At 71.6% G+C, this 24880-nt stretch carries 25 protein-coding genes and 1 pseudogene; 12 read left to right on the top strand and 14 right to left on the bottom strand.

Annotated features, from left to right (window positions below; translation table 11 throughout):
* Positions 1-14 precede the first annotated feature (14 nt).
* From IF01_RS0109210 to IF01_RS0109220, 3 genes are all read right to left on the bottom strand, one after another.
* Entirely contained in the window at positions 15-968 is a 954-nt protein-coding gene (locus IF01_RS0109210) for an ABC transporter substrate-binding protein (RefSeq protein WP_030392816.1), read from the bottom strand.
* Positions 969-1123: 155 nt separating this feature from the next.
* Entirely contained in the window at positions 1124-1609 is a 486-nt protein-coding gene (locus tag IF01_RS0109215) for a GNAT family N-acetyltransferase (protein WP_030392817.1), read from the bottom strand.
* A complete protein-coding gene (locus IF01_RS0109220; RefSeq protein ID WP_030392818.1) occupies positions 1606-2784 on the bottom strand; it encodes an LLM class flavin-dependent oxidoreductase in 1179 nt (392 codons plus the stop codon). Before IF01_RS0109220 ends, IF01_RS0109215 begins: the two co-directional genes overlap by 4 nt.
* Before the next feature lie 714 nt (positions 2785-3498).
* Here IF01_RS0109220 and IF01_RS41480 point away from each other — a divergent pair.
* Positions 3499-4587 (top strand): amino acid ABC transporter permease, encoded by a 1089-nt coding sequence (locus IF01_RS41480; protein ID WP_078879808.1) that lies wholly within the window; start codon positions 3499-3501, stop codon positions 4585-4587.
* Complete coding sequence (locus IF01_RS0109235; RefSeq protein WP_030392820.1) at positions 4584-6509, top strand: FAD/NAD(P)-binding protein; 1926 nt, start codon at positions 4584-4586, stop codon at positions 6507-6509. The genes IF01_RS41480 and IF01_RS0109235 overlap by 4 nt, the downstream gene beginning before the upstream one ends.
* A 24-nt stretch (positions 6510-6533) precedes the next feature.
* Here IF01_RS0109235 and IF01_RS0109240 read toward each other — a convergent pair whose 3' ends face one another.
* A complete protein-coding gene (locus IF01_RS0109240) occupies positions 6534-8426 on the bottom strand; it encodes a serine/threonine-protein kinase (RefSeq protein ID WP_051755039.1) in 1893 nt (630 codons plus the stop codon).
* Between the two features lie 205 nt (positions 8427-8631).
* Between IF01_RS0109240 and IF01_RS0109245 the strand changes: the two genes are divergently transcribed.
* From IF01_RS0109245 to IF01_RS0109255, 3 genes are read left to right on the top strand one after another with little or no spacing between them, the layout of a single operon-like run.
* Positions 8632-10917, top strand: coding sequence for an FdhF/YdeP family oxidoreductase (locus IF01_RS0109245; protein ID WP_030392822.1), 2286 nt, complete (start codon positions 8632-8634; stop codon positions 10915-10917).
* Positions 10910-11554 carry a CatB-related O-acetyltransferase gene (locus IF01_RS0109250; protein WP_030392823.1) on the top strand — a complete coding sequence of 215 codons (645 nt, stop codon included), beginning with the start codon at positions 10910-10912 and terminating at the stop codon, positions 11552-11554. The genes IF01_RS0109245 and IF01_RS0109250 overlap by 8 nt, the downstream gene beginning before the upstream one ends.
* 18 nt (positions 11555-11572) lie before the next feature.
* Entirely contained in the window at positions 11573-11968 is a 396-nt protein-coding gene (locus IF01_RS0109255) for a hypothetical protein (protein WP_030392824.1), read from the top strand.
* Positions 11969-12122: 154 nt separating this feature from the next.
* On the opposite strand, the gene IF01_RS0109260 is transcribed toward IF01_RS0109255, so the two are convergent.
* Positions 12123-12314, bottom strand: coding sequence for a DUF397 domain-containing protein (locus tag IF01_RS0109260; protein WP_030392825.1), 192 nt, complete (start codon positions 12312-12314; stop codon positions 12123-12125).
* Positions 12315-12437: 123 nt separating this feature from the next.
* On the opposite strand from IF01_RS0109260, the gene IF01_RS0109265 reads away from it, so the two are divergent.
* A complete protein-coding gene (locus IF01_RS0109265; protein WP_106981198.1) occupies positions 12438-12845 on the top strand; it encodes a DUF3592 domain-containing protein in 408 nt (135 codons plus the stop codon).
* Positions 12846-13150: 305 nt separating this feature from the next.
* Here the strand turns inward: IF01_RS0109265 and IF01_RS45340 are convergent, their stop codons facing one another.
* Positions 13151-13342 (bottom strand): DUF397 domain-containing protein, encoded by a 192-nt coding sequence (locus tag IF01_RS45340; RefSeq protein ID WP_078879811.1) that lies wholly within the window; start codon positions 13340-13342, stop codon positions 13151-13153.
* 60 nt (positions 13343-13402) lie between these two features.
* The gene (locus IF01_RS0109275; RefSeq protein WP_030392827.1) at positions 13403-13594 is read right to left on the bottom strand and encodes a DUF397 domain-containing protein; all 192 of its coding nucleotides are present in this window, start codon (positions 13592-13594) and stop codon (positions 13403-13405) included.
* A 301-nt stretch (positions 13595-13895) separates the two neighbouring features.
* Here IF01_RS0109275 and IF01_RS0109280 point away from each other — a divergent pair, with 301 nt between their 5' ends.
* Positions 13896-14435, top strand: a complete 540-nt coding sequence (locus IF01_RS0109280; protein WP_279617255.1) for an SMI1/KNR4 family protein — start codon at positions 13896-13898, stop codon at positions 14433-14435.
* Here the strand turns inward: IF01_RS0109280 and IF01_RS48910 are convergent.
* The 4 genes and pseudogenes from IF01_RS48910 to IF01_RS0109295 form a co-directional block, all read right to left on the bottom strand.
* Positions 14407-14601, bottom strand: a pseudogene (locus tag IF01_RS48910) (hypothetical protein); the annotation flags it as partial. The gene IF01_RS0109280 and the pseudogene IF01_RS48910 overlap by 29 nt on opposite strands.
* A 166-nt stretch (positions 14602-14767) precedes the next feature.
* Complete coding sequence (locus tag IF01_RS45350) at positions 14768-15079, bottom strand: DUF397 domain-containing protein (RefSeq protein WP_078879813.1); 312 nt, start codon at positions 15077-15079, stop codon at positions 14768-14770.
* Entirely contained in the window at positions 14988-15179 is a 192-nt protein-coding gene (locus tag IF01_RS50930; protein ID WP_078879814.1) for a DUF397 domain-containing protein, read from the bottom strand. The genes IF01_RS45350 and IF01_RS50930 overlap by 92 nt, the downstream gene beginning before the upstream one ends.
* Positions 15180-15189: 10 nt before the next feature.
* Positions 15190-16038 (bottom strand): helix-turn-helix domain-containing protein, encoded by an 849-nt coding sequence (locus IF01_RS0109295; protein WP_030392829.1) that lies wholly within the window; start codon positions 16036-16038, stop codon positions 15190-15192.
* A 288-nt stretch (positions 16039-16326) separates the two neighbouring features.
* Here IF01_RS0109295 and IF01_RS0109300 point away from each other — a divergent pair, with 288 nt between their 5' ends.
* The 3 genes from IF01_RS0109300 to IF01_RS0109310 are packed head-to-tail and all read left to right on the top strand — an operon-like array spanning position 16327 to position 17140.
* Positions 16327-16692 carry an ATP-binding protein gene (locus IF01_RS0109300; RefSeq protein ID WP_037779417.1) on the top strand — a complete coding sequence of 122 codons (366 nt, stop codon included), beginning with the start codon at positions 16327-16329 and terminating at the stop codon, positions 16690-16692.
* Positions 16689-16922 (top strand): hypothetical protein, encoded by a 234-nt coding sequence (locus IF01_RS0109305; RefSeq protein ID WP_030392831.1) that lies wholly within the window; start codon positions 16689-16691, stop codon positions 16920-16922. Before IF01_RS0109300 ends, IF01_RS0109305 begins: the two co-directional genes overlap by 4 nt.
* Positions 16919-17140 (top strand): hypothetical protein, encoded by a 222-nt coding sequence (locus IF01_RS0109310; RefSeq protein ID WP_030392832.1) that lies wholly within the window; start codon positions 16919-16921, stop codon positions 17138-17140. Before IF01_RS0109305 ends, IF01_RS0109310 begins: the two co-directional genes overlap by 4 nt.
* A gap of 1585 nt (positions 17141-18725) precedes the next feature.
* Here IF01_RS0109310 and IF01_RS43690 read toward each other — a convergent pair.
* Positions 18726-20477: a C40 family peptidase gene (locus tag IF01_RS43690; RefSeq protein ID WP_051755041.1), complete on the bottom strand. Its 1752-nt coding sequence runs from the start codon at positions 20475-20477 to the stop codon at positions 18726-18728.
* Positions 20478-20812: 335 nt separating this feature from the next.
* On the opposite strand from IF01_RS43690, the gene IF01_RS0109325 reads away from it, so the two are divergent.
* Entirely contained in the window at positions 20813-21997 is a 1185-nt protein-coding gene (locus IF01_RS0109325) for an inorganic phosphate transporter (RefSeq protein WP_030392834.1), read from the top strand.
* 29 nt (positions 21998-22026) lie between these two features.
* Positions 22027-22281, top strand: a complete 255-nt coding sequence (locus IF01_RS0109330; protein ID WP_030392835.1) for a hypothetical protein — start codon at positions 22027-22029, stop codon at positions 22279-22281.
* Positions 22282-22601: 320 nt separating this feature from the next.
* Here IF01_RS0109330 and IF01_RS0109335 read toward each other — a convergent pair whose 3' ends face one another.
* Both IF01_RS0109335 and IF01_RS0109340 read right to left on the bottom strand, forming a co-directional pair.
* Positions 22602-24092, bottom strand: a complete 1491-nt coding sequence (locus IF01_RS0109335; protein ID WP_078879833.1) for an MDR family MFS transporter — start codon at positions 24090-24092, stop codon at positions 22602-22604.
* Between the two features lie 223 nt (positions 24093-24315).
* Positions 24316-24789 (bottom strand): MarR family winged helix-turn-helix transcriptional regulator, encoded by a 474-nt coding sequence (locus IF01_RS0109340; RefSeq protein ID WP_037779419.1) that lies wholly within the window; start codon positions 24787-24789, stop codon positions 24316-24318.
* Positions 24790-24880: the final 91 nt, after the last annotated feature.

Genomic DNA, 24880 nt, shown 5'->3' on the forward strand with positions numbered 1-24880 from the left:
GGGAGGACAGGGGATCACGCGTGCTCGGGCGGGCTGATCAGGGACTCCTTGACGGCCGAGTCCGTCACCCCCCACTTCTTGAGGATCCGGTCGTAGGTGCCGTCCTTGATCAGCTCGTTGACGGCCGCCTGGAAGGCCGGGGTCAGCGCCGAGCCCTTCTTGAACGCGAAGCCGACGTCGAGCCGGTGGAACTCGCCCAGGAACCTGGTGCCGGAGGCCTCCTGGGCGGCCTGGTAGCGCAGGCCGTTGATGGTGGACATCACGACGTCCACCCGGCCCTGCTGGAGGCTGGTCAGCGTGGCGCCGCTGTCGCTGAACGCCTTGACCTCGTAGGGCTGCTTGCCGGCGTCGGTGCAGACGTTCTTCTTGGCGTTCAGGGTGGTCTCGAAGGTGGTGCCGGCGCCGGTGCCGATGGTCAGCCCGCACAGCTGGACCAGGTCGGTGATCGGCTTGACGGTGGTGTTGTCCTTCTTGACCGCGAAGCCCTGGCCGTCGTCGATGTAGGTGACGAAGTCGATGGTCTTCAGCCGGGCCGCGGTCACCCCGAAGTTGCCGGTGCCGACGTCGTACTTGCCGCTGTCGAGCGCGGGCAGGATGGTCTCGAACGCCGCCTCCTCGCGCCGCACGGTCAGGCCGAGCAGGCGGCCCACGGCGTCGCCGAAGTCGATGTCCACCCCGGCGGCCTTCTTGGTGGCCTGGTCGGCGTAGAAGGCCGAGGGCGGGGCGCCGATCGAGGAGCCGAACTTGACCGTCCCGGCGGCCCGGACGTCGGCGGGCAGCAGCGCGGCGGCGGTGTCCGACTTCTTCAGGCCGGAGACGAGGTCCTCGGCGGCGGCGGAGACGGCCGGCCGGCCGGAGCCGCCCGCCGCGGGGCCGGTGCTCGGGTCCGAACTGCACGCCGCCAGGGCCAGGACCGGCAGCAGGGCGGTGGCGGCGAGCAGCCGGGGGCGGGCGGTGGTGGTTCTCACGGAGGTGCCTTTCGGGAGGTACGGGGGGCGGTGCGGGTGCGGTGGGTTCAACGTGCGGGGCGGGCCCGACGTGCGGTGCGGGCCCGACGTGCGGTGCCGGCTCGACGTGCGGTGCCGGCTCGACGTGCGGTGCCGGCCCGGCGTGCGGTGCGGCTTCAGAGGAGCGGCTTCTCGAACGGCAGCGGTCCGATCGTCAGAGGATCGGCGTCGACGTCGAACAGCGGGGTGTAGCCGGCGGCCAGGTACAGCCCCCTGGCCTCGGGCTGGCGCGGGCCGGTGGTGAGGAAGATCCGGTCGTAGCCGGCCCCGGCGGCGGCCCGCTCCAGCTCGGCCAGCACCCGGCGGGCCAGCCCCCGGCGCCGGTGCGCCGAGGCCGTCCACATCCGCTTCACCTCCGCCGTCCGCTCGTCGTACCGCTTGTACGCGCCGCCGGCCACCGGTTCGCCGTCCTCCAGCAGGAGCAGCAGCAGGCCGTGCGGCGCGGTCCAGCTGTCCGCCGGGTAGCGGGTCATCTCCTCGTGCGCCTCGGGGCCGTAGCGGCGCACGTACTCCTCGGTGAGCTCGCGCACCAGCGGCTCGGCGAGCGGGTCGTCGATCCCGACCCGGCGGACCTCGACGTCGAGCGCCGGTGCGCCGCTCACGCCTGGGCCGCGATCAGCTGGTGCCGGTCGTGCTCGGCGCGTTCGGCCCGCTCGGCCTCCGCCGCCGCCTCGGCCGCCTCCCTGGCCGCGTCCCGCTTGGCGACCTCCTCGCGGACGATCGGGATGACGTGCCGGCCGAAGTCGATCGCGTCGTCCACCAGGTGGTAGCCACGGGCGGAGAGGATGTCCACGCCCAGGTCGTAGTAGTCCAGCAGCGCCTGGGCAACCGTCTCCGGGGTGCCGACCAGGGCGTTGGAGTTGCCCGCCCCGCCGGTGGCGGCGGCGGTCGGCGTCCACAGCGCCCGGTCGTAGCGCTCGCCGGCCTCGGCGATCTCCAGCAGCCGCTGCGAACCGGCGTTCTCGGGCCCGGTACCGGCCGGGCGGCCGCGGCGGATCAGGTCGCCGCCCTCGCGCCGGGCCTTGATCGCGGCGACCGTCCGGTGCGCCTTCTCCCAGGCCAGTTCCTCGGTCGGCGCGATGATCGGCCGGAACGCCACCTGGATCCGCGGCGCGTCCGTCCGCCCGGCCTGCTTGGCGGCCTCCAGCACCCGCTCGATCTGCTCGGCGGTGCGGGCCAGCGGCTCGCCCCAGAGGCAGTAGATGTCCGCCTCGGCGCCGCCGGCCGCGTACGCCGCCTCCGAGGAGCCGCCGAAGGAGACGCCCGGCCGGGGCGCCTGCACCGGGAAGACGTCGGAGACGAAGTCCTTGAAGCGGTAGTGGGTGCCCTCGTGGTCGAAGGCCTCCCGGCTGGTCCACGCCTTCTTGACGATCCGGATGTACTCCCGGGTGCGGTCGTAGCGCTCGTCCTTGGTCAGGAAGTCGCCCTCGCGCTGCTGCTCGTGGTCGTTGCCGCCGGTGATGAAGTGGACGGTGAGCCGGCCGTCGCTGATCCGGTCCAGGGTGGCGAAGGTCTTGGCGGCGAAGGTCGGGTACGAGACGTTCGGGCGGTGGGCGAGCAGGATCTGCAGGCGGTCGAGGCGGGAGGCGATGAACGCGGCGGCGGGCGCCGGGTCGGGCGAGCCGGAGCCGTAGGCGAACAGCACCCGGTCCCAGTCGTGGTCCTCGTGGGCGCGGGCCAGCTTCAGGGTGTAGTCGCGGTCGAACGCGGCCGTGGTGCTCGCGGTGGTCTCCGTACCGTCGGCGGTGGCGGCGATGCCGAGGAATTCGACGGGCATGGTGGCGGAACCTTTCGGATCGTCCGCGGTCCGGCCGGACGCGGGCAGCCGGTGGCGCGGGAGGGTGGGGGAAGGCGTGGGGCACCGCCGGCCGGCGGCCGGAGGGCGGTACGGAGCAGAGGGCGGTAGCCGTACGGGGCGGGACGACAGGAGGTGGCCACGGGCACGTGACGGCCCGGGGCAGTGCGGAGGACTGCCGGAGCGCAGCGGAGCGGGGAGGAAGAGGGCGGGCGGCAGCGCGCGGTCGACGAGCCGTCAGGACGTGACGGCTCTCCCGGCCCGGGACGGGGCACCGAGGGAGGTCGCTCCGGAGGAGGACGGGGCCGGACGAGCGGCCCGCTGCCGGGTCAGCCGCGACACGCCGCGGACCACACCCGACCGAAGTCGATGTGGTCGCGGGTGACCAGGGGCTGCTCGGCGTACATGGCCTCAAGTTGAGCAGCGAACCACGCACCCGTCAACCGGCTTCCATTACCGCTCTGTTGCGATCTCCTGTCGCCACGCGACACCTCCCGCGCCCCCGGCGTCCCGTCACCGCCGACCCTTGACACCCGCCGATCGCGCACGCGTACGATCGAAAGCGGAGTGCAGTGCCCCGCCGGACGCGTTGAGGGACGCGGGCCGGCCGCAACGGCCGTACGTGACCACGCCGTACCCCCACCCCGTGCGCCCGCGCGCATCCCGCATCTCCGCCCTCCCGCCTGGAGCCTCCGCATGGCCACCCCGCCGGACGTCCTGCCCGCCCCCTCCTCCCCGCCCGCTCCGGCACCGATCCGCCGAGGCGCTGCCACCACCACCGCCACCGCGCCCGACCTCTGGGCCGCCACCGCCCGGATCGTCCCGCGCCGCCGCACCGGCCAGTGGATCTCCGCCGCGGTCGCCCTGCTGCTGTTCGCGATGGCGGTCAACTCCCTGGTCCGCAACAAGGCGTTCCAGTGGGACGTGGTCGCCGAGTGGTTCACCGCCACCTCGGTGATGAACGGCCTCACCCTGACCCTCTGGCTGACCGCCGTCACCCTCGGCCTGGGCTTCGTGCTCGGCACCGTCCTCGCCACCATGCGGCTGTCCGCCAACCCGGTGCTGCGCACGCTCAGCTGGATCTACATCTGGATCTTCCGCTCCACCCCCGCCCTGGTGCAGCTGCTGCTGTTCTTCAACATCGGCGCGCTGTACCCGACCCTCGGCCTGGGCATCCCGTTCGGCCCGGAGTTCGTCACCGTCCGCACGGTCAACCTGTTCGGCCCGACCTTCACCGCCGTGGTGGGGCTCACCCTGCTGGAGGCCGCGTACGCCGCCGAGGTGGTGCGCGGCGGCATCCTCTCCGTCGACCGGGGCCAGCTGGAGGCCGCCGCCGCGCTCGGCCTCGGCCGGTGGCGGGTGCTGCGCCGGATCGTCGTCCCGCAGGCGATGCGCTCGATCGTGCCGACCGCCGGGAACATGCTGATCAGCGCCCTCAAGGGGACCAGCATCATCAGCGTGCTGGCCGTCTCCGACCTGCTCTACTCCGTCCAGCTGGTCTATCTGCAGTCGTACCAGGTCATCCCGATGCTGATGGTCGCCACCCTCTGGTACGTGGTGATCACCACCGTGCTCTCGGTCGGGCAGTTCTACGTCGAGCGCCACTTCGCGAAGGGCGCCACCCGCGAGGGCCTGCCGCCCACGCCGCTGCACCGGGCCCGCGCCGCGTACCGGCGGCTGCGCGCCGTCGCGGACGAGGCCGCCCCCGGGGAGACCGGCACGAGCGGGACCGGCACGAGCGGGACCGACACGGGCGGGACCGCCACCGGGAAGGACGCCCGATGAGCGCCGTCCTGGTCGTCGTCGGCGCCGGGCCGCGCGGCACCGGGGTGTTGGAGCGGATAGCCGCCAACGCCCCCGAACTGCTGCCCGCCGACCGGCCGTTGCACATCCACCTGGTCGACCCGCACCCGCCCGGCGGCGGCCGGATCTGGCGCCACGAGCAGTCCCCGCTGCTGCGGATGAACTCGATGGCGGAGGACGTCACCATGTTCACCGACGAGCGCTCGACCCTCGACGGGCCGGTCCGCCCCGGCCCCTCGCTCGCCGAATGGGCCGCCCGTCCCGAGGAGTTCGCCCCCTACCGGGAGATCGCCGACCCCGAACTGCGGGCCGAGCTGCGCACCCTCGCGCCCACCGACTTCCCCACCCGGCGGGCCCAGAGCGCCTATCTGGACTGGGTGTTCCGGCGCGCCGTCGCCGACCTGCCGCCGCACATCACGGTCACCGTCCACCGGGACACCGCGCAACGGATCGAGGGCCCGGCGGACGGTCCGCAGCTGGTCCACCTCTCCGACCGGGTACTGACCGCCGACCACGTCGTCCTCACCCTCGGCCACCTCGAATCCCACCCCGACCCCCGTTACGACGCCGACGCCGCCTTCGCCGCCCGGCACGGCCGCTTCCACCTGCCGCCCGCCCACTCCGCCGACGTCGCCGCCGAGCTGGAGCGCATCGCCCCCGGCGAGCACACCGTGCTGCGCGGCTTCGGGCTCGCCTTCGTCGACCTGGTCTCGCTGCTCACCGAGGGCCGCGGCGGCCGGTTCGAGGAGGCGGCCGACGGCGGCCTGGTCTACCGGCCCTCGGGCCGCGAACCGGTCGTGCACGTCGGCTCGCGGCGCGGCGTCCCGTACCACTCCAAGACCGGCTACCGCCTGGTCGGACCGCCGCCGCCGTTCCCCCGGTACTTCGACGCCACCGCCGTCGACGCCCTGCTCGACCGGCCCGGAGCGATCGAACTGCGGCGCGACGCCTGGCCGTTGATGGCCAAGGAGATCGCCTTCGGCCACTACCACGAACTGTTCCACGCCCACCCCGGGCGCACCGCCCTGCCCTGGGCGGAGTTCCTCGACGGCCTCGACGCGCACCCCTGGGCGTCCCCCGAGCTGGACGCGCTGGTCGAACGCGCCGTCCCCGACCCGGCCGACCGGCTCGACCTCGAACGCCTGGACCACCCGCTGGCCGGCCTGGAACTCGGCTCCGCCGAGGAACTCCAGCGGTACCTGCGCCGCTACATCGCCGAGGACGCCGACCGGCGCGCCGACCCCGCGCACAGCGCCGACCTCGGCGCCTTCCTCGCCCTGCTCTCGCTGTTCGGCCAGCTGCCCCGGATCCTCGCCTCCGGCCGGCTCACCGCCCGGTCGGTGGGCGAGGAGGCCGACGAGTGGTTCTTCGGCTACTTCAGCTACCTGGCGTCCGGGCCGCCCGGCTTCCGGCTGCGCCAACTGCTCGCGCTCTCCGAAGCCGGCGTGGTCCGCTTCCTCGGCGCGGGCGTCCGGGTCGAACGGGACGAGCGCACCGGCAGCTGGCTGGCCTCCGGCGCCACCGTGCCCGGCCGCACCGTCACCGCCACCGCGCTGGTCGAGGCGTACCTGCCCAAGCACGTCCTGGCCCGCACCCGGGACCCGCTGCTGCGCGAACTGCACCGGGACGGGCGGATCGTCGAGGAGGTGGTCAGCGACCCGGAGCACACCCACCGCTCGGGGCTGCTCACCATCCGGCCCCGGGACGGCCTCGTCCTCGACCCGGCCCTCGGCGGGGAACCGCACCCGCGCCGCACCGCGCTCGGCCCGCACACCAGCGTGCGGGCGGCGGCCGCGTTCGCCCGGCCGCGCACGGACTCGCCCGGCTTCCGGCAGAACGACGCGGCGGCGCGGGCGCTGCTGGGCGCGCTCGCCCAGGTGGGGGCCGAGGTGGTGCCGGTGTGAGAGCCCAGGCGCGCGCGGGCCGCGTCACGGACCGTAGATCTCCTCCACCAGGTCCTCGGCCGTGACGTGGTCCGGCGCGGCGAGGATCCACTCGCCGATCTGCTTGATCCCGGTGCCCCGTTCCAGCGCGTCCAGACAGGCGTCCGCCTCCTTCTCCGAGGCGAACTCCCAGGCCAGCACGCGGCGGATCAGCGCCAGCGCCTCGGCCGGGTGCATCCGCGGCCGCTTGCCGGGCTTCGGGCGCCCGGCCGGGGCCGCCGCCAGCCGCTGCTGGCGGGCGGCGAGGTCCTGCCAGGCGTGGACGGTCAGGGGGTGCTGCTCGCCGAGGACGGCGACCAGCTCCGGCAGCAGGGTGCGCAGCTGGAGCACGGCGCCCTCCAGGTCGCCCCGCTCCGCGGTGTACGCCGCCAGGTCGTGCCGCGCCTGGAACACCCGCGGGTCGTGCGGGCCCCAGACGGTGTGCAGCTCCGGCAGCAGCTCGGCGAGCCGGCGCATCGCGCTGACCGTCTCGCCGCTCTCGCCGATGCAGCGGAGCAGGTGGTAGCGGGCGGTGAGGGTGTCCGGGTCGGACGGGCCGAGGGCGACGCGCAGGTCCTCGGCGACGGTGGACAGCAGCCGGATCGCGCCGTCCAGGTCCCCGGTCCGGCTCAGGAACCAGGCGAAGTCGCGCCAGGCGGCGAGGGTCTCGCGGTCCGCGGGGCCGAGCGCGGCCAGCGCCTCCTGGGCGACCGCGTGCAGCAGGGCGGCGGCCTCCTCCGGCGTCGCGGCCCGGTGCGCGGCGCTCCGGCGCTCGCTCAGGGCGGCGCGGACCGGCGCGTGCGGCGCGGCGGACGGGGGCGTGGTGAGCGGGGGCAGCACACCCGGCGCGAACACACCCGGTGCGAACACGACCGGCGGCGGGAGCACCGGCACCGGGCCGAGCATCACGGGTGGCGGGAACACCGGCACCGGCGGGACGAGCACCACCACGGGCCCGAACCCCGGCTGCTCGGCGGGCACCTCGACGGCGGGCACCTCGACGGCGGGCGACGCCTCGGCCACGGGCACCTCGACGGCGGGCACCTCGGCCACGGGCTTCCCCGAAGGCCCCTCCCCCTCCAGGTCCGCGAGCCGCCGCTCCACCGTCCGCGCGTCCGCCGGCCGGTGCTCGGGGTCCTTCGCCAGCAGCTCCGTGACCAGGCCGGCCAGGTCCGCCGGCAGCCCGAACTCCGCCGGGTCCAGCGCCGGCGGCGGCGCGTTCAGGTGCTGGTACATCAGCACCGGCGTCGAGTCGCCGCTGAACGGCCGCACTCCGGTGCAGAGTTCCACCAGGACGCAGCCGAAGGCGTAGAGGTCCGCCCGGCCGTCCACCCGGCCGCCGGTCCAGCGTTCCGGCGCCATGTACGCGGGACTGCCGACGACCGTCCCGGTGGTGGTCAACCCGCCAGCCCCGATGTCGAGTTGGGCGATGCCGAAGTCCAGTACCTTCACCGTGCCGGCCTCGGTGACCATGATGTTCTCGGGCTTGATGTCGCGGTGCACCATGCCCGCGTCGTGGGCGGCGGCCAGCGCCGAGCAGATCTGCCGCCCCCACCGCACGCTCCGCTCCGGACCGGGCGGGCCGTCCCGGAGCACCGAGGTCAGGGTGCGGCCGGTGATCAGCTCCATCACCAGGTACGTCACCGTGCGGCCGCCCAACTCACCCTCGCCCAGATCGTGCACGGTGACGATGTGCGGATGCGAGAGGTTGCCCGCCGCGCAGGCCTCGCGGACGAACCGGAGCGCGGCCTTCTGCTGGTCCTCGCCGTGGTGGTTGATGACCTTGACCGCCACCGGGCGCCGCATCCGGGAGTCGAAGGCCCGCCACACCACACCGAAGCCGCCCTGGCCCAGCCGCTCCACCAGCTCGTACCGACCGTCGAGCACGTCGCCGATCATCACCCGCCCACCCCCGCACTCGTGCCGCCTCCGCACTCTATCCACGGGACCGCCCGCTCCGGCCGTCCCTTCGCCCGCTCTTTCTCCCGCCTCCACTTCCCGCCTTCGGCCACATCTCCCCTGCCGCCGGCGTGTGCCCTGGTGGGAGGATGGCAACGGGCCCCGCGACGACGCGTTGGCCGCACGCACAACAAGGAGCGCAGTCATGGCCAAGCAGGCCCCGCAGAGCGATCCGGCGCAGGACGCCCCCCGGGTGTCCGCGCCCCAGCACGCGGCCGCCGGGCTGCCCGCGGTCGGCCACAGCCTGCGGATGGCCGCCGAGCAGATGGGTGTCCGCCGCACCCTCAGCACCCTGCTCAAGGTCAACCAGCCCGACGGCTTCGACTGCCCCGGCTGCGCCTGGCCCGAGCCGGGCAAGACGCACACCGCCGAGTTCTGCGAGAACGGCGCCAAGGCCGTCGCCGAGGAGGCCACCGAGCGCCGGATCCGCGCCGAGTTCTTCGCCGCGCACCCGGTCGCCGAACTCGCCGAGCGCTCCGGCTACTGGCTCGGCCAGCAGGGCCGGCTCACCGCGCCGATGCTCCTCGACGAGGGCGCCACCCACTACACCCCGATCTCCTGGGACGACGCCTTCGCGCTCATCGCCGAGGAACTGCGGGCCCTGGACACCCCGGACGGCGCCGCGTTCTACACCTCGGGCCGGACCAGCAACGAGGCCGCGTTCGCCTACCAGCTGTTCGCCCGCCGGCTCGGCACCAACAACCTGCCGGACTGCTCCAACATGTGCCACGAGTCCTCCGGCTCGGCGCTCACCGAGACCCTCGGCGTCGGCAAGGGCAGTGTCAGCCTCAAGGACCTCTACCAGGCCGATCTGATCATCGTCGCGGGCCAGAACCCGGGCACCAACCACCCCCGGATGCTCTCCGCCCTGGAGCGGGCCAAGCGCGCCGGCGCCACCATCGTCAGCGTCAACCCGCTGCCCGAGGCCGGGCTGGAGCGGTTCAAGAACCCGCAGCAGGCCCGCGGCCTGGTCGGCCACGGCACCAAGCTGACCGACCTCTTCCTGCAGATCCGGCTCGGCGGCGACCTCGCCCTGTTCCGCGCCCTGAACCAGCTGATCCTGGAGAAGGACGCCGTCGACCACGCCTTCGTCGCCGAGCACGGCCACGGCTTCGAGGAGTTCGCCGCCGAGGCCCGGACCACCTCCCGCGAGGAGGTGCTCGCCGCCACCGGCCTGCCCTGGGAGCAGATCGAGGAGCTGGGCCGGATGGTTCTCGCCTCGGAGAAGGTCATCGTCTGCTGGGCGATGGGCCTCACTCAGCACAAGCACTCCGTGCCGACCATCCGCGAGGTGGTCAACTTCCTGCTGCTGCGCGGCAACGTGGGCCGCCCCGGCGCCGGCGTCTGCCCGGTGCGCGGCCACAGCAACGTCCAGGGCGACCGGACGATGGGCATCTTCGAACGGCCCTCCGCGGCCTTCCTGGACGCCCTCGGCCGCGAGTTCTCCTTCGAACCGCCGCGCGAGCACGGCTTCGACTCGGTCGACACCATCCGGGCCATGCGGGACGGCCGGATCGGCGTCTTCTTCGCCATGGGCGGCAACTTCGTCGCCGCCACCCCGGACACCGAGGTCACCGAGGCGGCGATGCGCCGCTGCCGGCTGACCGTGCACGTCTCCACCAAGCTCAACCGCTCGCACGTGATCACCGGCGCCCGCGCGCTGATCCTGCCCACCCTCGGCCGCACCGACCGGGACGTCACCGCACGCGGCGCCCAGTTCGTCAGCGTCGAGGACTCCATGGGCCAGGTCCACTCCTCGCGCGGCGGCCTGCGCCCGCCGGCCCCGGGACTGCTCTCCGAGGTCGCCATCGTCTGCCGCCTCGCCCGCGCCGCCCTCGGTCCGCAGGACACCGTGCCGTGGGAGGACTTCGCGGACGACTACGACACCCTGCGCGACCGGATCGCCAGGGTCGTCCCCGGCTTCCAGGACTTCAACGACAAGGTCCGCCGCCCGGGCGGCTTCACCCTCCCGCACGGCCCGCGCGACACCCGCACCTTCCCGACCGCGACCGGCAAGGCCAACTTCACGGTCAACCCGCTCACCGCCCCCGAGGTGCCGGAGGGCCGGCTGCTGCTGCAGACGCTGCGCTCGCACGACCAGTACAACACCACCATCTACGGCCTCGACGACCGCTACCGCGGCATCACGGGCGGGCGTCGGGTGGTGCTCGTCAACCCGGCGGACGCGGACGAGTTCGGCCTGTCCGACGGCCAGTACGTGGACCTGGTCAGCGAGTGGAAGGACGGCGTGGAGCGCCGCGCCCCGCACTTCCGCGTCGTCCACTACCCGGTGGCGCGGGGCGGGGCGGCCGCGTACTACCCGGAGACGAACGTGTTGGTGCCGCTGGACTCCACGGCGGACGTCAGCAACACCCCGACGTCGAAGGCGGTCGTGATCCGCTTCGAGGCCGACAGCGGCGCCGATGCCTGATCCCTCCGGCCCTGACCCGACGGTGCTCCACCCGATGCCGGAGCAGCCCCGCGTGGTGCTGCTCCGGCCGCTGGTGACGTCGCCGCTGATCGAGGTCGGGGAGTTCACCTACTACGACGACCCGGACGACCCGACGGCGTTCGAGACCCGGAACGTGCTGTACCACTACGGCCCGGAGCGGCTGGTCATCGGCAGGTACTGCGCCCTGGGCACCGGCGTCCGCTTCATCATGAACGGCGCCAACCACCGGACGGACGGCCCGTCGACCTTTCCGTTCCCGATCATGGGCGGCTCCTGGGCCGCGCATTTCGACCTGCTCACCGATCTCCCGAACCGTGGCGACACGGTGGCGGGCAGTGATGTGTGGTTCGGCAACGGCGTGACGGTGATGCCCGGCGTCCGCATCGGCCACGGCGCGATCGTGGCGACGGGCTCGGTGGTCACGGCGGACGTCCCGGACTACGCGGTCGTCGGGGGCAACCCGGCCCGGGTGATCCGCCGCCGGTACGAGGAGGCGGACGTCGCCCGTCTCGTGGCTGTGGCCTGGTGGGACTGGCCTGCTGAGCACATCACCGCCCATGTGCGGACGATCATGTCCGGGACGGTGGAGGAGCTGGAGGCGGTGGCACCGGAGTAGTTCTGGCAGTCTGCCCAGGTGTCGAAGAAGCAGAAGCACGTCACGACCTTCGCCGAGTTGGTGGCGGCCATGCCGTCACCGGCGGAGGATTCCCATGGCTCCTACGTCCAGATGCCCGTGGCTGCCCGCGGCTTCACCGATGCCGACGGCTGCTACTGGCGGCTCACCCGCGGCCCGATCGATCCCCGCCGGGCCAAGCGGCTCGCGGTTGATGCGGACGTGATGACGATGGGCACCTACTACGAGGAGCGGGTCGAACGGTGGCTTCCGCGTTTCGTCAAGGAGGCCGAACGCCCGGCGGCCTGGGTGGAGGCACGGGCCCGCTTCGACGCTGATGAGCTGCCGATTCATGAGGCGTACGAGTTTGTTGGGGAGGACGGCCGCGTCCTGCTTTTCATCGAGACGTACTGCTGAGTCCGGAACGAGCGCGACCGAACTCGGCCGGGAGGCACTCCGGAGTGGGAAGTCGGCGGTTCCGACTTCCCACTCCACCCCTTGCCCTCGCCAGGAGGAACAGCGGCCACTTGATGGCAGCCCCTCGATCGCGCCGAGCGAGAGGCCAGCGGGATCACGCGGGCTGGTCGAATCCGCTGGCCTTGATCGATTCGAGCAGGCTGAGGAAGGTCGCAGGATCCGTACCCAGGATCGTTCCGGGCTCGTCGGACTCCCGCAGTTCCACCACCTCACCGCGAGCACGGACCTCCACGCACTCGTTGTTCGCCGCGCTGTAACTGGACCTCTGCCAGCCGGAGCTGCTCACACCTTCCCCTTTCCGTCCGTGGCGCCGATACCCCTGGCCAAAGCCGACAACCCCGGACTCCCCGGTCATCTCCTATGCCTTGTCCGGCCGATCAGTTGAGCCGTGGACCCTAGACTCCGGTCCATGAACGTTGTGGCTGTCGCCTTTGGCTGCCTGCTCGGCCTCGGTGCTTGCTACGGCGCACGGGAGACCGTCCGGGTGCACCGAATACGGAATCATGGCGTGCGCGCCGTCGGCGAGGTCGACCACATCCGGACCGACACCGATGGAGACGGAGCCCTCCAGCACCACCCGGTGGTCCGCTTCACCCTTCCGGACGGAAAGACGGTGCTGGCGGAGAGCGCCACCAGCATGCCGGGCTTCTGCCCGCTCAGCCCGGGCGAACAGGTCGAGGTCGCCTACCACCCCCGCCGACCCGAACTGATCGTCATCCCCGGCTTCGACGGGCCCGCCAACCCGTGGCTGTACGGCTGCCTCACGTTGTTCCTGGCCGGCTTTTCCGCCCTGCTTCTGTACGCCGCGGTCATTTAGCTCACGATCGGCCGAACAGCCCAGTGGCGCATCACTCGGCAGGAAGTCGGCCCGGCCGACTTTCCACTCCAGCTTGGCCTCAGCCGGGCGGACAGCGCCCCGGATCCTGCTGCCCCTCGCTCGAACCGAGCGAGGGGCAGCAGCCTGGCCCAGGAAGTCGGAACCACCGACTTCCTGCACTCGCGGAGCGAGGAGTGGGAAGTCGGCGAATTCGACTTCCCACTCCCCGCCCGCCTTGGCTCAGCTGTGAGGGGCGGCGGCTTGGGTGGCTGGCCCTCGCTCGAGCCGAGCGAGGGCCAGCGAGATCACGCGGGCTGGTCGAGATCGCCGGCCTTGATGGCATCGAGGAGGTCGGCGAGAACTGCCGGAGCAGCCCGGAGGACGACTGCGCCGTCATCGGACTCGCGTAGCGCAACCAGCCCGCCCATCAGGCGAACCTCGACACACGCATTACTTGAGCCCGAGTAGCTGGACTTCTGCCAACGACGATTGAGCACGCCGCCCTTCCCCGTACCGTTGGCGGCCCCTCGCTCGAACCGAGCGAGGGGCCGGCGAGATCACGCGTACTGGTCGAATCCGCTGGCCTTGATCGATTCGAGCAGGTTGAGGAAGGTCGCAGGATCCGCGCCGAGGATCGTTCCGGGCTCGTCGGACTCCCGGAGTTCCACCACCTCGCCGCAAACACGGACCTCCACGCACTCGTTGTTCGCCGCGCTGAAACTGGACTTCTGCCAGCCGGAGCTGTTCACGCCTTCCCCTTTCCGTCCGTGATGCCAGTACCCCTGGCCACAGCCGACAGCCCCGGACTTCCCGATCATCTCCTGGCGGCACCTCGCTCGACAGGAAGTCGGCCCGGCCGACTTCCTGCTCCAGCTTTGCCTCGGCTGGGCGGACGATCGCGGGGGAGGAATGGAACACGCGCTCGAAGTACCATCCCTGCAAGGTTCTCCGGCCGGTACTTCTCAACCTCCGCAGTGGCGTGGTCGGACGGGGACATCCCTGCAGAGAGGGCAGAGGGCGATGAGTGTGGCTGAGAGTTGGTCGCGTGTGATGAGTCTTCTTCGGGAGCACGCGCCGGCCGATCACGCGGATCTGCCGGGGCCCGCTACGGAGCAGATGCTCGCGGCAGCCGAAGAGCGGATGGGGATCTCCCTGCATGTGGACCTGCGGACGTGGCTGTTGCAGAACAATCCGGATCTGCCGGTGGAGGACGTCGACGACGACGTGATGTGCTGCGGCTTCGACGGGTTCCCCGACGAGGGAAGCTTCTTTCTGGGTGTCCGGGCGATGGAGAGGCTTTACGCGAACCGCTCGACGTCCTGTGGATTCGACCCTCCGGACCAGCCGGACTATCCGTTCTGGCGTAACGAGTGGATCCCGTTCCTGTCCGACCAGGACGGCTGGAGGGGAAAGTTCATCGATGTGCGGGACGGGCGCGTCGGCAGCTGGTTCGTGGGTGAGATCACGGTCACGGGCGAGTACGAGTCGATGGCCCAGTACTTCGACTCCGTGGCGGAGACGCTGACGAGGATCGCTGATGGAAGCTCCCCGGTCTGTCGGTTCACCGAAGGCCGGCTTGTCTGGTCGTGAGACGGTCCTCAACTGGATGACGGCCATTGCCAGGCGTGAGGATGGCTGCGGCGATGACGGTCATCCGGTCGGGGCTGCAGCGGGCCCGGCGGAGGATCTGCCAGGACTTGAGTCGCGCGATGCTTCGTTCGACCGGTGCTCGTTCCGTTGACAAGGCTCGGTTGACGCCACCTGCGCTGATGAATTGGGACGTCGAGCTCGTTTCTCAACGGCACGGGAGCCTCGTGCCTAACGGAACGCTGGCCCGTCACCCGATCAGTGGCCACTCCGAAAGACCTCAGTGACCCGGATCCTGCGGCCCCTCGCTCGGCCCGAGCGAGGGGCCGCCGAGATCACGCGTGGTGGTCGAGTTCGCCAACCTTGATCGCATCGAGGAGGTCGGCGGAGGTGGCTGTGGCAGTGTGAAGTATGAGTTCACCGTCATCGGACTCCCGGAGTTCAACCAGCCCGCCTGCAGTTCGGACTTCCACGCAGTTATCGCTTGAGCTGCTGAAGGAAGACTTCTGGTTGGTGCTGTGGCGCCTCGCTCGGGTCGAGCGAGGCGCCACAGGGTCAGGCGTAGTGGTCCAGCGCGTCGGCCTTGATGATGCGGAGGAGGTCGGCGAAGGCGGCGGAAGTGGCGTGGAGTATGAGTTCGCCGTCATCGGATTCGCGGAGTTCGACCAGTCCGTTCATGGAGCGCACCTCGACACAGTCACCACCTGAGCCGCTGAACGATGACTTCTGCCAGTTGATATCAGGCATCCTCGGCCTCTCACAGGGATCGTGCAATCTTGTGGATCAGCTCGCGCGAGTCACTCTCGCTCAGCGCTGACGCCTCGGTGCGGCCGAAGATCGTTCGGTAGCTTGTCAGTTCGCTCACAGCATCGAGGTAGATGGAGCCTCTGGACGACTCAAGCTCCACGGTGTCCAGCTCTGATATGGCGCCGAACGCATAGGTGAGGTTTTCGACTGCTCCGGGAAACGTGCTGACATCGAACGGCACCACCCTGATCGTCATCCACGGTTGTTCGGAGTCCTCAAGGAGCGACTGAAGCTGCTCCTTGAGGATCTGGGAGCCGCCGAACCTCGTCCACAGGGCCGACTCGTAGATGAAGGCGGTCAGGGGCTTCCTGTCTCGCCGGAGGTCATTCTTGCGTTGCACTCTGAAGGCCGTGCGGGCCTCCAGTTCGTGTCGCGGCAGAGGCGGAATCAAGCGGCCGAAGACCGCAGACGCATAGCTGATGGTCTGGCACGGTCCGGGGATGTGGGTGAGGACCCAGATCATGAGCTCACGCGAGCTCTTCTCCAGTTCCGCGTTTTCGAGGAAGCCGTCCGGGATGGTCCCCCGATACTCCTCCCACCAGCCTCTCGACCGGTCTTGGAGCATGTCCTCAAGCGCGTCGACAAGAGGCGCATTCATGCACTTGCACGCGGCGGCGAATGACTTCAACCGTTCGGGACTCACGCCGACCTTGCCGGACTCCATCTGGCTGACCTGAGTCCTGTCGATCCCCAGCGCCTTGCAGAGCTGCGGCGCAGTGAGTCCGGCAGCCTCACGCATTCTCCGCAGCTCGGCACCGATGCGGCGCTGACGGAGAGTTGGGTTGCGTCGGGGCGGCATGGGTTCCTTCCTTGCCTTGGGTGATCCAAGTGTGCAGTGCGGCCCACGGGCGGGTCCACCTGCACACCCTGGGGTGAACCTATCCCGAATCCGTATCACAGGTGATTCGGTTGCTGTAGCGTCATCTCATCGACGTGCCGATGGTGCGTCAGCAATGCCTGTTCACAGGGCAGTAGGCGCCTGCTGCCCTCATGCGCCGCAGAGCAACCGGCTTCGGCCTGGCCTGGCTCACGGTGACGCATCCGTCGACGTTTCCTCCCTCCCTGCCCCTCCCCTTGGAGGTTCGCCATGCGTGCCTGCAACCCGCCCGACTGCTCCGCCGTCCGGGCCGAACTCCGCTCCCTCCTCCACACCGCCGGCTGGCCGCCGGACGCCATCGCCGACGCCGAACTCGCCTTCCAGGAACTCTTCGTCAACGCCTGGCAGCACGGCCGCTGCCCCGCCCCGGCCGTCCTGGTCTCCCTGCGGCCGACCATCCTCCGAGTCGCCGTCTGCGACGACTGCCCCGACCTCCCCGAACCCCGCATCTCCGCCGACCCCTACGCCGTCTCCGGGCGCGGACTCCACCTCGTGCGCGCCCTCACCCACCGGCTGGGCGTCGACCCCACCAGGACCGGCAAGGTCGTCTGGTTCGAACTGGACTTCGCCGCGTGAACGCCCCCGTCGACCCCCACGACCCCTACCTGCGCACCTACACCGAACCCGAGGTCACCGCCCTCCTCCTCGAACTCCACGAACGCGGCAGACCCCACGGCCTGCGCTGGGGCTCCATCACCGTGGCGGAGCCCACCATCGACGGCCGCCTCCTCGTCGACTTCGGCGACGCCCCCGTCTCCACCCTCCTCAACCTCCTCACCCTGCTCCGCGAAACGGCCCGGAAGTGAGCGGGTTCCTCGTCGGCGCCGCCTTCGCCGTCCTCCTCGCCCTCGCCATCGCCACCGTGATCACCGGCGTCGTCACCGCCCTGAAGATCGGCCCGCCCCCGCCCCCGATCACCCGCCACGGCCACTGGGAAACCCACACCCTCCCCGACGGCACCACCGAACACACCTGGACCGCCCACCAGGCCGACCGGCAACCCCGCACACGCATACCCCAGTAACCCTCCCGGAGTGGGAAGTCGAACCCACCGACCTCCCACTCCACCCGGTGACACGGCTCGGCCCCGGTGGCTCCCTCGCGAGCAGCAAGGGAGCCACCGAACGAGCCTGCAGGAACAGGAAGTCGGCGACACCGACTTCCTGCCCCACCCTCGGGCTTGGCCGGTGCTGCTCAGCAACCCTCGCCGGAACCCAACGAGGGCCCGCGCCGCACTCCGGTGGCTCCTTGCCCCGCGCAAGGAGCCACCGGAAGAAAACCCAGAAACAGGAAGTCAGCCCCGCCGACTTCCCACTCCGCCCGCCCCGGCTTGAACAACTGCCCCTCGCCCGAGCCGGGCGAGGGGCAGCCGGCCGAGGTCGGGTGAAGCGGAGCGGCTTGGTTTTCGGTGGCTCCCTTGCGCGCGGCAAGGGAGCCACCCTAGAAGGCCCAGAGCAGGAAGTCGGCCTCACCGACTTTCCACTCCGCCAGCGCTCCGACTTGAGCGCTGACCCCTCGCTCGGGCCGAGCGAGGGGCAGCCGGCCAGGGTCGAGTGAGTGGAGCGGTGGCTCCCTCGCCCCTCGCGAGGGAGCCACCCAAGGAGAACCCAGGCGTGGGAAGTCGGCGGCATCGACTTCCCACGCCACCTGGCTCCGGCCCACCAGAAAGAACAGCGTCGACAGGCGGCGCCCCGGAGGGGACGGGCGATGTTCCGGTGGCCCCTTGCGTGCAGCAAGGGGCCACCGGAAACGACCCCTCACCCACCCTCCCCTCACCTTCGACCAGAACAGCTGCCCCTCGCTCAGGCCGGGTGAGGGGCAGCCGGCCGAGGTCGGGTGTCGTGGAGCGACTCGGTCCCGGTGACTCCCTTGCCGTGCAGCAAGGGAGCCACCGAAGAAGCCCCCGAGCGCAGGAAGTCGGCGGTATCGACTTCCCACTCCCGGTGACCTCCGACCTCACCAGAAGGACCGGCGCCGGCGAACGGCCGCCCACGGACAACGGTGTTCCGGTGGCCCCCTTGCCGCGCAAGGGGGCCACCGGGGCGGAGTAGGAAGTCAGCCCCGTCGACTCCCCACTCCGCCCGGCCATCGACCAGAACAACTGCCCCTCGCGCGGCCCGAGCGAGGGGCAGCCGGCCAGGGTCGAGTGAGTGGAGCGGTGGCTCCCTCGCCCCTCGCGAGGGAGCCACCCAAGGAGAACCCAGGAGCAGGAAGTCGGCGGCATCGACTTCCCACTCCGCCCCCGGGGCTTGGGGGACCACTCCAAGGAGCCTCGCCCTGGCCCAACGAGTGCCCTTGCCGTGCTCTGGTAGCTCCTTGCCCGGCGCAAGGAGCTACCAGAGAAAGACCCAGAAACAGGAAGTCGGCCTCATCGACCTTCCACTCCGCCCGGCCATCGACCAGAGCAGCTGCCCCTCACTCAGGCCGGTGAGGGGCAGCTGGCCGAGGTCGGGTCATGGTGAGCGGCTCGGCTCGGTGGCTCCCGGGAGTGGGAAGTCGGCGGAATCGACTTCCTGCTCAGCCTGGAACTGCATCGGGGCGCAACAACGGAGGCCGGGCTTCGAGAGGGTCTCTCGAAGCCCGGCCTCCGCCGTGGTCCGTGCTGGGCGTCAGTGCTGGTTGGGCGGGAGGGTGCCCGTGCTGGTGCCGGAGGCCGTCGCGGACGCGGTGCCGGAGGCGGTGGCCGCGGCGGAACCGGAGGCGGTGGGCGAGCCGGTGCCGGTCGGGGTCCCGGTGGGGGTACCCGTGGACGTCTCGGTGGGCGTGCCGGTCGGGGTGCCGGTCGGCGTTCCCGTCGGGGTACCGGTGGGGGTGCCCGTGGGCGTCCCCGTCGGGGTACCGGTGGGCGTACCGGTCGGGATGCCCGTCGGGATCGACGTCGGCGTCCCGGTCGGCGTGGTCGTCGGCGTGCCGGTGCCCGGGTCGGTCGGGGTACCCGTGGGCGTCCCGGTCGGCGTCCCCGTCGGCGTGCCCGGGTTGGTCGGGTCGGGCGTGCCCGGGGTGACAGGGGCGGTGGTGCCCGGCGCGGGCGGGGTGCCCGGGAGGGCGGGCACGACCGGCGGGACCACGGTGCCCTCGGGAACCGGCGGCTGGTTCAGCGGGCTGGACGCGATCGGGGTGACCGCGTCCCAGCCGGCCGGCAGGTCCGGCACCTTCCAGGCGCCGCCCGCCTCGTCGGCGGTGCCGTCCGGGTCCGGCCGCACCGCGCCGAGGACCGGGTTGGCCCCGATCGGACCGACCTTGACGTACGAACCCGGCCGCGGCGCGTGCACGACCAGCCCGCCGCCGATGTACATCGCGACGTGCGTGGCGCCCTCGAAGTAGATGACGAGGTCGCCGGGCCGCATCTGGTTCAGCGGGATGTGCTGGAGCTGCGCCCACTGCTCCTGGCTGGTGCGTGGGATCGGCTTGCCGGCGTGCAGCCAGGCCTGCGAGGTGAGCCCGGAGCAGTCGAAGACGTCCGGACCGGCCCCGCCCCACACGTACGGCTTGCCGAGCTGGGCGAGCGCGAAGGCGACGGCGGCCCGCCCGGCCAGCGACGGCGTGCGCTCGCCCTGGCCGAGCACCCCGGAGGCGAGCAGGGCGAGCTGGGCCTCGTCGGCCTTGGCCTTCTCGACCTGCTCCAGTTCGGCGCGCTGCGCCCCGGTGAGCGAGGAGACCAGCTGCTCGACGGCGGCGAGGTCGGCGGCGACCTTGGCCTTGGCGGCGTCCTGCTGGGTGACCAGGGTCTGCGAGGTGCTGAGCGCCTCCTCGTTCTGCTTCTGCAGCACGCCCAGCGCGTCGCGGTCGGAGGTCAGCTTGGCGAGGAACTCGTTCTGCGAGCGGCTCGCGGTGGCGAGCAGCTCGGCGATGGTGACGGCCTCGTACGGGTCCTTGGAGAGCAGCAGCTCGGCGTAGGCGGAGGCGGAGCCGTTGCGGTACTGGGCGGCGGCGAGCTGGGCGGCGATGTCGGTGCCGGCGTCGACCTGCTTCTCCTGGCGGTCCACCTTGGACTTGAGCTCGGCGAGCGAGGCCTGCTGCTCGGCGACCTTGGCGACGGCCGCGTTGTACTGCTCGGTGGCAGCCTCGGCGCCCTGGTACAGCGCCTGCAGTTGCTCCAGCAGCGGGCCGAGGGTGGCCTTGGCGGCGGCGAGCGGGTCACCGTTGGGGTCGTTCACGGGCGCGCCGGGCGCGGTGGCGCCGGGGGTGGGCTGGGCCGGGTCGGCCCAGGCCGCGCCGGCGGCCAGCGGCAGCGCCAGCGCGGCGGCCGCGAGAACGGCCCCGCAGCGCAGTGCGGCCCGCACCCAGGCCGGCCGTCCGCCGCCGCGGTTGCCCGCCCGCCGTCCGTCCGTCGGTTCCGCTCCTCGTACCCCGCCGCCCATAGGTCCCGTCCTCCCCTAAGCCCACGCTCCGGGGTCCCCGGACCTCCGCAGATCCTGCCATGTGTTACTCACCGGAAACAGACCGCACCCGTACGGCTCGATGAATTTTTCGCCCCCGGTGTGAGACAGCTCTCAGCAAAACGGGCGAACCAGGGCAGACCTCCACTAATGTCCAGCTCAGCGCGGTGGTCAACCCCCTCCGGAAAGGTCCTGGCCACCCCCAAGTCACCATCGGAACCACGATTCCGATGCCTGTTCACCTTCCGTTCATCCACGATCCCTACCGTCGCGATCGACGCCAACGTCTGTGCGACAACTACGACGATTGTTTGGGTATGGAACACATCTCGTTCCTGGTGGCCGTTGTGATCATCACGGCGCTCGCCTTCGACTTCACCAACGGGTTCCACGACACCGCCAACGCGATGGCCACCTCCATCGCCACGGGAGCCCTCAGGCCGAAGGTCGCGGTCACCATCGCGGCCGTCCTCAACTTCGCGGGCGCGTTCCTCTCCGTGAAGGTCGCCACCACCATCTCGGGCGGCATCGTCAACGAGAAGGCCGGCATCCATCCGGAGATCATCTTCGCCGCACTGGCAGGCGCGATCCTCTGGAACCTGCTGACCTGGCTGCGCGGTCTGCCGTCGAGCTCCTCGCACGCGCTCTACGGCGGCCTGATCGGCGCCACCGTGGTCGGCGTCGGCGTCAACGGTGTCAACTTCGACACCGTCGTCAGCAAGATCCTCATCCCGGCCGTCGCCTCCCCGCTGGTGGCCGGCCTGGCCGCCTGGGGCGCCACCAAGCTCGCCTTCGCGCTCACCCGCAAGGCCAACGGCGAGACCGTCGGCAAGGGCTTCCGCACCGGCCAGATCTTCTCCTCCTCGCTGATCTCGCTGGCGCACGGCACCAACGACGCCCAGAAGACGATGGGCATCATCACCCTGACCCTGGTCTCGGTCGGCGCCCTGCCGAAGGGCGCGCTGCCCCCCACCTGGGTCATCGTCTCGGCCGGCGCCGCGATCGCGGTCGGCACCTACATGGGCGGCTGGCGGATCATCCGCTCGATGGGCAAGGGCCTCGCGGACATCACCCCGCGCCAGGGCTTCGCCTCCGAGTCGGCCGCCGCGACGGTCATCCTGACCTCCTCGCACATGGGCTTCGGCCTCTCCACCACCCAGGTCTGCTCCGGCGGCATCATGGGCGCCGGTCTCGGCGGCCCGAAGGCCGAGCTTCGCTGGGGCCTGGTTCGCCGCATGGTCTACACCTGGGGCCTGACCCTGCCCGCCGCCGCCACCGTGGGCGGACTCGCGGCCTTCCTGGCCGAGCAGGGCAACTGGGGCGTGGCGCTGGTCGGCGTCGCCCTGGTGGCCGGCTCGGGCGCGATGTGGGTCATCTCCCGCCGCCAGCCGGTCGGTGCGGACAACGTCACCGCCGACGACGTCGCCGACGTCACCCCGGTCGAGGTCGGCCCGGCCGCGTCCGCCACCCCGACCCCCGCCTCGACCACGGTCGCGGCCTGACCGCCGCCGGCTGAGGAGCTCGAAACACCATGCACATCAAGTGGAACGCCCTGGCCCAGACCGCAGGCGTCAGCTTCGGCATCACCGTCGCCGTCGTCGCCGTCTTCGCCCTCGGCATCCTGGCCCTGTCCCGCCGCGAGGCCTCGCTCACCGCGCAGCGCGAGGCGGCCGGACCGGGCGCCCCGGCGAACGGCGGCCGGCTGGCCCTGGCCGGCGCCTACACCTGCTTCGCCGTCTGCGGCGCGGCCGTCCTCTACGGGCTGTCGCTGATCGCGGGCAAGTAGCCCCACGGCGCAGCAGCCGCGCAGCACCGAACGGCCGGAGGGCCGGGAGCGGACCACCGCTCCCGGCCCTCCGGCCGTTCCCGTACCCGTCCCCCGGGCCGACAGCCGCCGACCCGCCCCCGGCCCTCCGTTCCCCTTCCCGTTCCCGTTCCCGGCCCGGACGCCCGCCCGCGTGCCGAGACACGCACGACCCGGACACCGCACGACCCGGGCCTCGGACGACCCGCACAGGGCACCCAACGCCGGACGCCCGCCCGGTGATCGGGCGGGCGTCCGGTCGGACGGGGTCCTGGTCCTGGTCGGACAGGGTCCTGGGCGGATCAGTCCTGAGCGGTGCGCAGCACCGTCTCGCGGATGAACAGCACCGTGAAGAAGGCCAGCAGCGCGAACGGCGCCGCGACCAGGAACACCACCCCGACCCCGTGCCCGAAGGCGTCGGTGACCAGCGGCACCAGCGGCGCGGGCAGCTTGTGCAGGTCCGGGATGCCGCCGCCGAGCGCGCCGCCGGCCGGGACGTGCGCGGCGGCCAGGTTCTCGGCGAGGTAGTGACCGACCCGGTTGTTCATCAGCGCGCCGAGCGCGGAGACGCCCATCGCGCCGCCCATGGTGCGGAAGAAGGTGACCACCGAGCTGGCCGCGCCGAGCTCGGCGCGCGGCACGGTGTTCTGCACGGCGAGGACGAGGTTCTGCATGGTGAGGCCGAGGCCGATGCCGGTGATCGCCATGTAGACCGAGAGCAGGCCGTAGGCCGTGTCGGCCCGGGCGGTGCCGAGCAGGGCGAAGCCGACGGCGAGCAGCAGGGTGCCGGCGACCAGGTAGGCCTTCCACTTGCCGTACTTGGTGATCAGCCGGCCGGCCACGGTGGACGAGACGGCCAGGCCGAGGATCATCGGCAGGGTCATCAGGCCGGCCACCGTCGGGGACTTGTCCCGGGCGAGCTGGAAGTACTGGCTGAGGAACGTGGTGGCGCCGTACATCCCGATCCCGACCAGGACGCTGGCCAGCGCGGACAGGGTGACCGTCCGGTGCCGGAACAGGTGCGGCGGGATGATCGGCTCGGCGGCGCGGCGCTCGACCACGACGGCCAGGCCGCCGAGCAGCAGTCCGCCGCCGACCATGGCCGCGGTCTGCCAGGAGAGCCAGGCGTAGTTCTTGCCGGCCAGGGTGATCCAGATCATCAGCAGGCTGACCGCGCCGGTGATCACCAGTGCACCCAGGTAGTCGATCCGCACCTTGCGCCGGACCACCGGCAGCTTCAGGGTCCGCTGCAGCACCAGGATGGCGGCCAGCGCGAAGGGGATGCCGACGTAGAAGCACCAGCGCCAGCCGAGCCAGGAGGTGTCCACGATGACGCCGCCGATCAGCGGGCCGCCGATGGTGGCGAGGGCGAAGACGGCGCCGAAGTAGCCGCTGTACCGGCCGCGCTCGCGCGGCGGGACCATCGCGGCCAGGCAGATCTGGGCGAGCGCGGTGACGCCGCCGGCGCCGATGCCCTGGAGGGCGCGGCAGGCGATCAGCTGGCCGGTGTTCTGGGAGAAGCCGGCCAGCGCGGAGGAGGCGATGTAGATGACCAGCGCGATCTGCAGCAGCAGCTTCTTGCTGGCGAGGTCGGAGAGCTTGCCCCAGATCGGGGTGGAGGCGGTGAGGGTGAGCAGGGTCGCGGTGATCACCCAGGTGTAGGCGGACTGGCCGCCGTGCAGATCGGTGAGGATCCGGGGCAGTGCGTTGGAGACGACGGTCGACGAGAGCACGGCGACGAAGAGGCCGAGCAGCAGGCCGGAGAGCGCCTCCATCACCTGCCTGTGCGTCATCGGTTGGTCGGTGGCGGCGGCGGCTCCGGTCGAGGCAGTCGGGGTGGCGGTGGCGGTCATCAAGGTCCTTCGGGATAGTTGCCTGACGCAACCATAGGCCGAGATGGTTGACTTGGGCAACCTTCTTCAAGAACAAGTAAAGCCCGGACCGACCCCGGCCCGGGCTCCCGGCAGACCACTCAGACACTCAGACGCTCAGCAACACGCTCAGGCGCCCAGGCACTCAGGCACTCGGCACGGCCGCCTCGCCCACCACGTCGTTGAAGCGGTGCAGCAGCTCGGCGAAGCGGACCACGTCCTCCTCCGACCAGTCGGCCAGCAGCTCCCGCACCCGGCCCATCCGCGCGTCCCGGGCCGCCAGGAACCGCCGCCGGCCGTCCTCGGTGAGCGACACCAGCGCCGAACGGCGGTCCAGCGGGTCCGCCTCCCGGGCCAGCAGGCCCAGCTCCTCCAGCGCCCGGATCTGCCGGCTGATGGTCGCCTTGCCGACCGCGAAGTGCACGCCGACGTCGGTCACCCGCACCGGCCCGGCCTGCTCGACATGGCCCAGCAGGCTGTACGCCATGCCCTCCAGCTGCGGGTGGACCCGCCGGGACAGCTCCGCCACCCGGGCCCGGCCGCGCCGGAACAGCACTCCGACCTCGCGCTCCACGGCCAGCAGGGGCTGCTCGTCGCGCTCCTCGTTCGGCTCCTTCACCGCGCCAGTATCCCGCAGCCCGCCCGGGGCACTGCGGCGCGGGAGAAACACAGAGGAAACTAGTTCATGCTATTAAGTATCCGGTTTCCCC

Origin of the sequence: Kitasatospora purpeofusca, assembly GCF_000718025.1 — a bacterium.
Lineage (GTDB): Bacteria > Actinomycetota > Actinomycetes > Streptomycetales > Streptomycetaceae > Kitasatospora > Kitasatospora purpeofusca.

Excerpts from the sequence above, each read along its gene's own strand:
- IF01_RS0109220 (WP_030392818.1), bottom strand. The coding sequence starts at position 2,784 with ATGCCCGTCGAATTCCTCGGCATCGCCGCCACCGCCGACGGTACGGAG.
- IF01_RS41480 (WP_078879808.1), top strand. The coding sequence starts at position 3,499 with ATGGCCACCCCGCCGGACGTCCTGCCCGCCCCCTCCTCCCCGCCCGCT.
- IF01_RS0109235 (WP_030392820.1), top strand. The coding sequence starts at position 4,584 with ATGAGCGCCGTCCTGGTCGTCGTCGGCGCCGGGCCGCGCGGCACCGGG.
- IF01_RS0109240 (WP_051755039.1), bottom strand. The coding sequence starts at position 8,426 with ATGATCGGCGACGTGCTCGACGGTCGGTACGAGCTGGTGGAGCGGCTG.
- IF01_RS0109245 (WP_030392822.1), top strand. The coding sequence starts at position 8,632 with ATGGCCAAGCAGGCCCCGCAGAGCGATCCGGCGCAGGACGCCCCCCGG.
- IF01_RS0109250 (WP_030392823.1), top strand. The coding sequence starts at position 10,910 with ATGCCTGATCCCTCCGGCCCTGACCCGACGGTGCTCCACCCGATGCCG.
- IF01_RS0109265 (WP_106981198.1), top strand. The coding sequence starts at position 12,438 with ATGAACGTTGTGGCTGTCGCCTTTGGCTGCCTGCTCGGCCTCGGTGCT.
- IF01_RS0109280 (WP_279617255.1), top strand. The coding sequence starts at position 13,896 with ATGAGTCTTCTTCGGGAGCACGCGCCGGCCGATCACGCGGATCTGCCG.
- IF01_RS45350 (WP_078879813.1), bottom strand. The coding sequence starts at position 15,079 with ATGACGGCGAACTCATACTCCACGCCACTTCCGCCGCCTTCGCCGACC.
- IF01_RS50930 (WP_078879814.1), bottom strand. The coding sequence starts at position 15,179 with ATGCCTGATATCAACTGGCAGAAGTCATCGTTCAGCGGCTCAGGTGGT.
- IF01_RS0109295 (WP_030392829.1), bottom strand. The coding sequence starts at position 16,038 with ATGCCGCCCCGACGCAACCCAACTCTCCGTCAGCGCCGCATCGGTGCC.
- IF01_RS0109300 (WP_037779417.1), top strand. The coding sequence starts at position 16,327 with ATGCGTGCCTGCAACCCGCCCGACTGCTCCGCCGTCCGGGCCGAACTC.
- IF01_RS43690 (WP_051755041.1), bottom strand. The coding sequence starts at position 20,477 with ATGGGCGGCGGGGTACGAGGAGCGGAACCGACGGACGGACGGCGGGCG.
- IF01_RS0109325 (WP_030392834.1), top strand. The coding sequence starts at position 20,813 with ATGGAACACATCTCGTTCCTGGTGGCCGTTGTGATCATCACGGCGCTC.
- IF01_RS0109330 (WP_030392835.1), top strand. The coding sequence starts at position 22,027 with ATGCACATCAAGTGGAACGCCCTGGCCCAGACCGCAGGCGTCAGCTTC.
- IF01_RS0109335 (WP_078879833.1), bottom strand. The coding sequence starts at position 24,092 with ATGACGCACAGGCAGGTGATGGAGGCGCTCTCCGGCCTGCTGCTCGGC.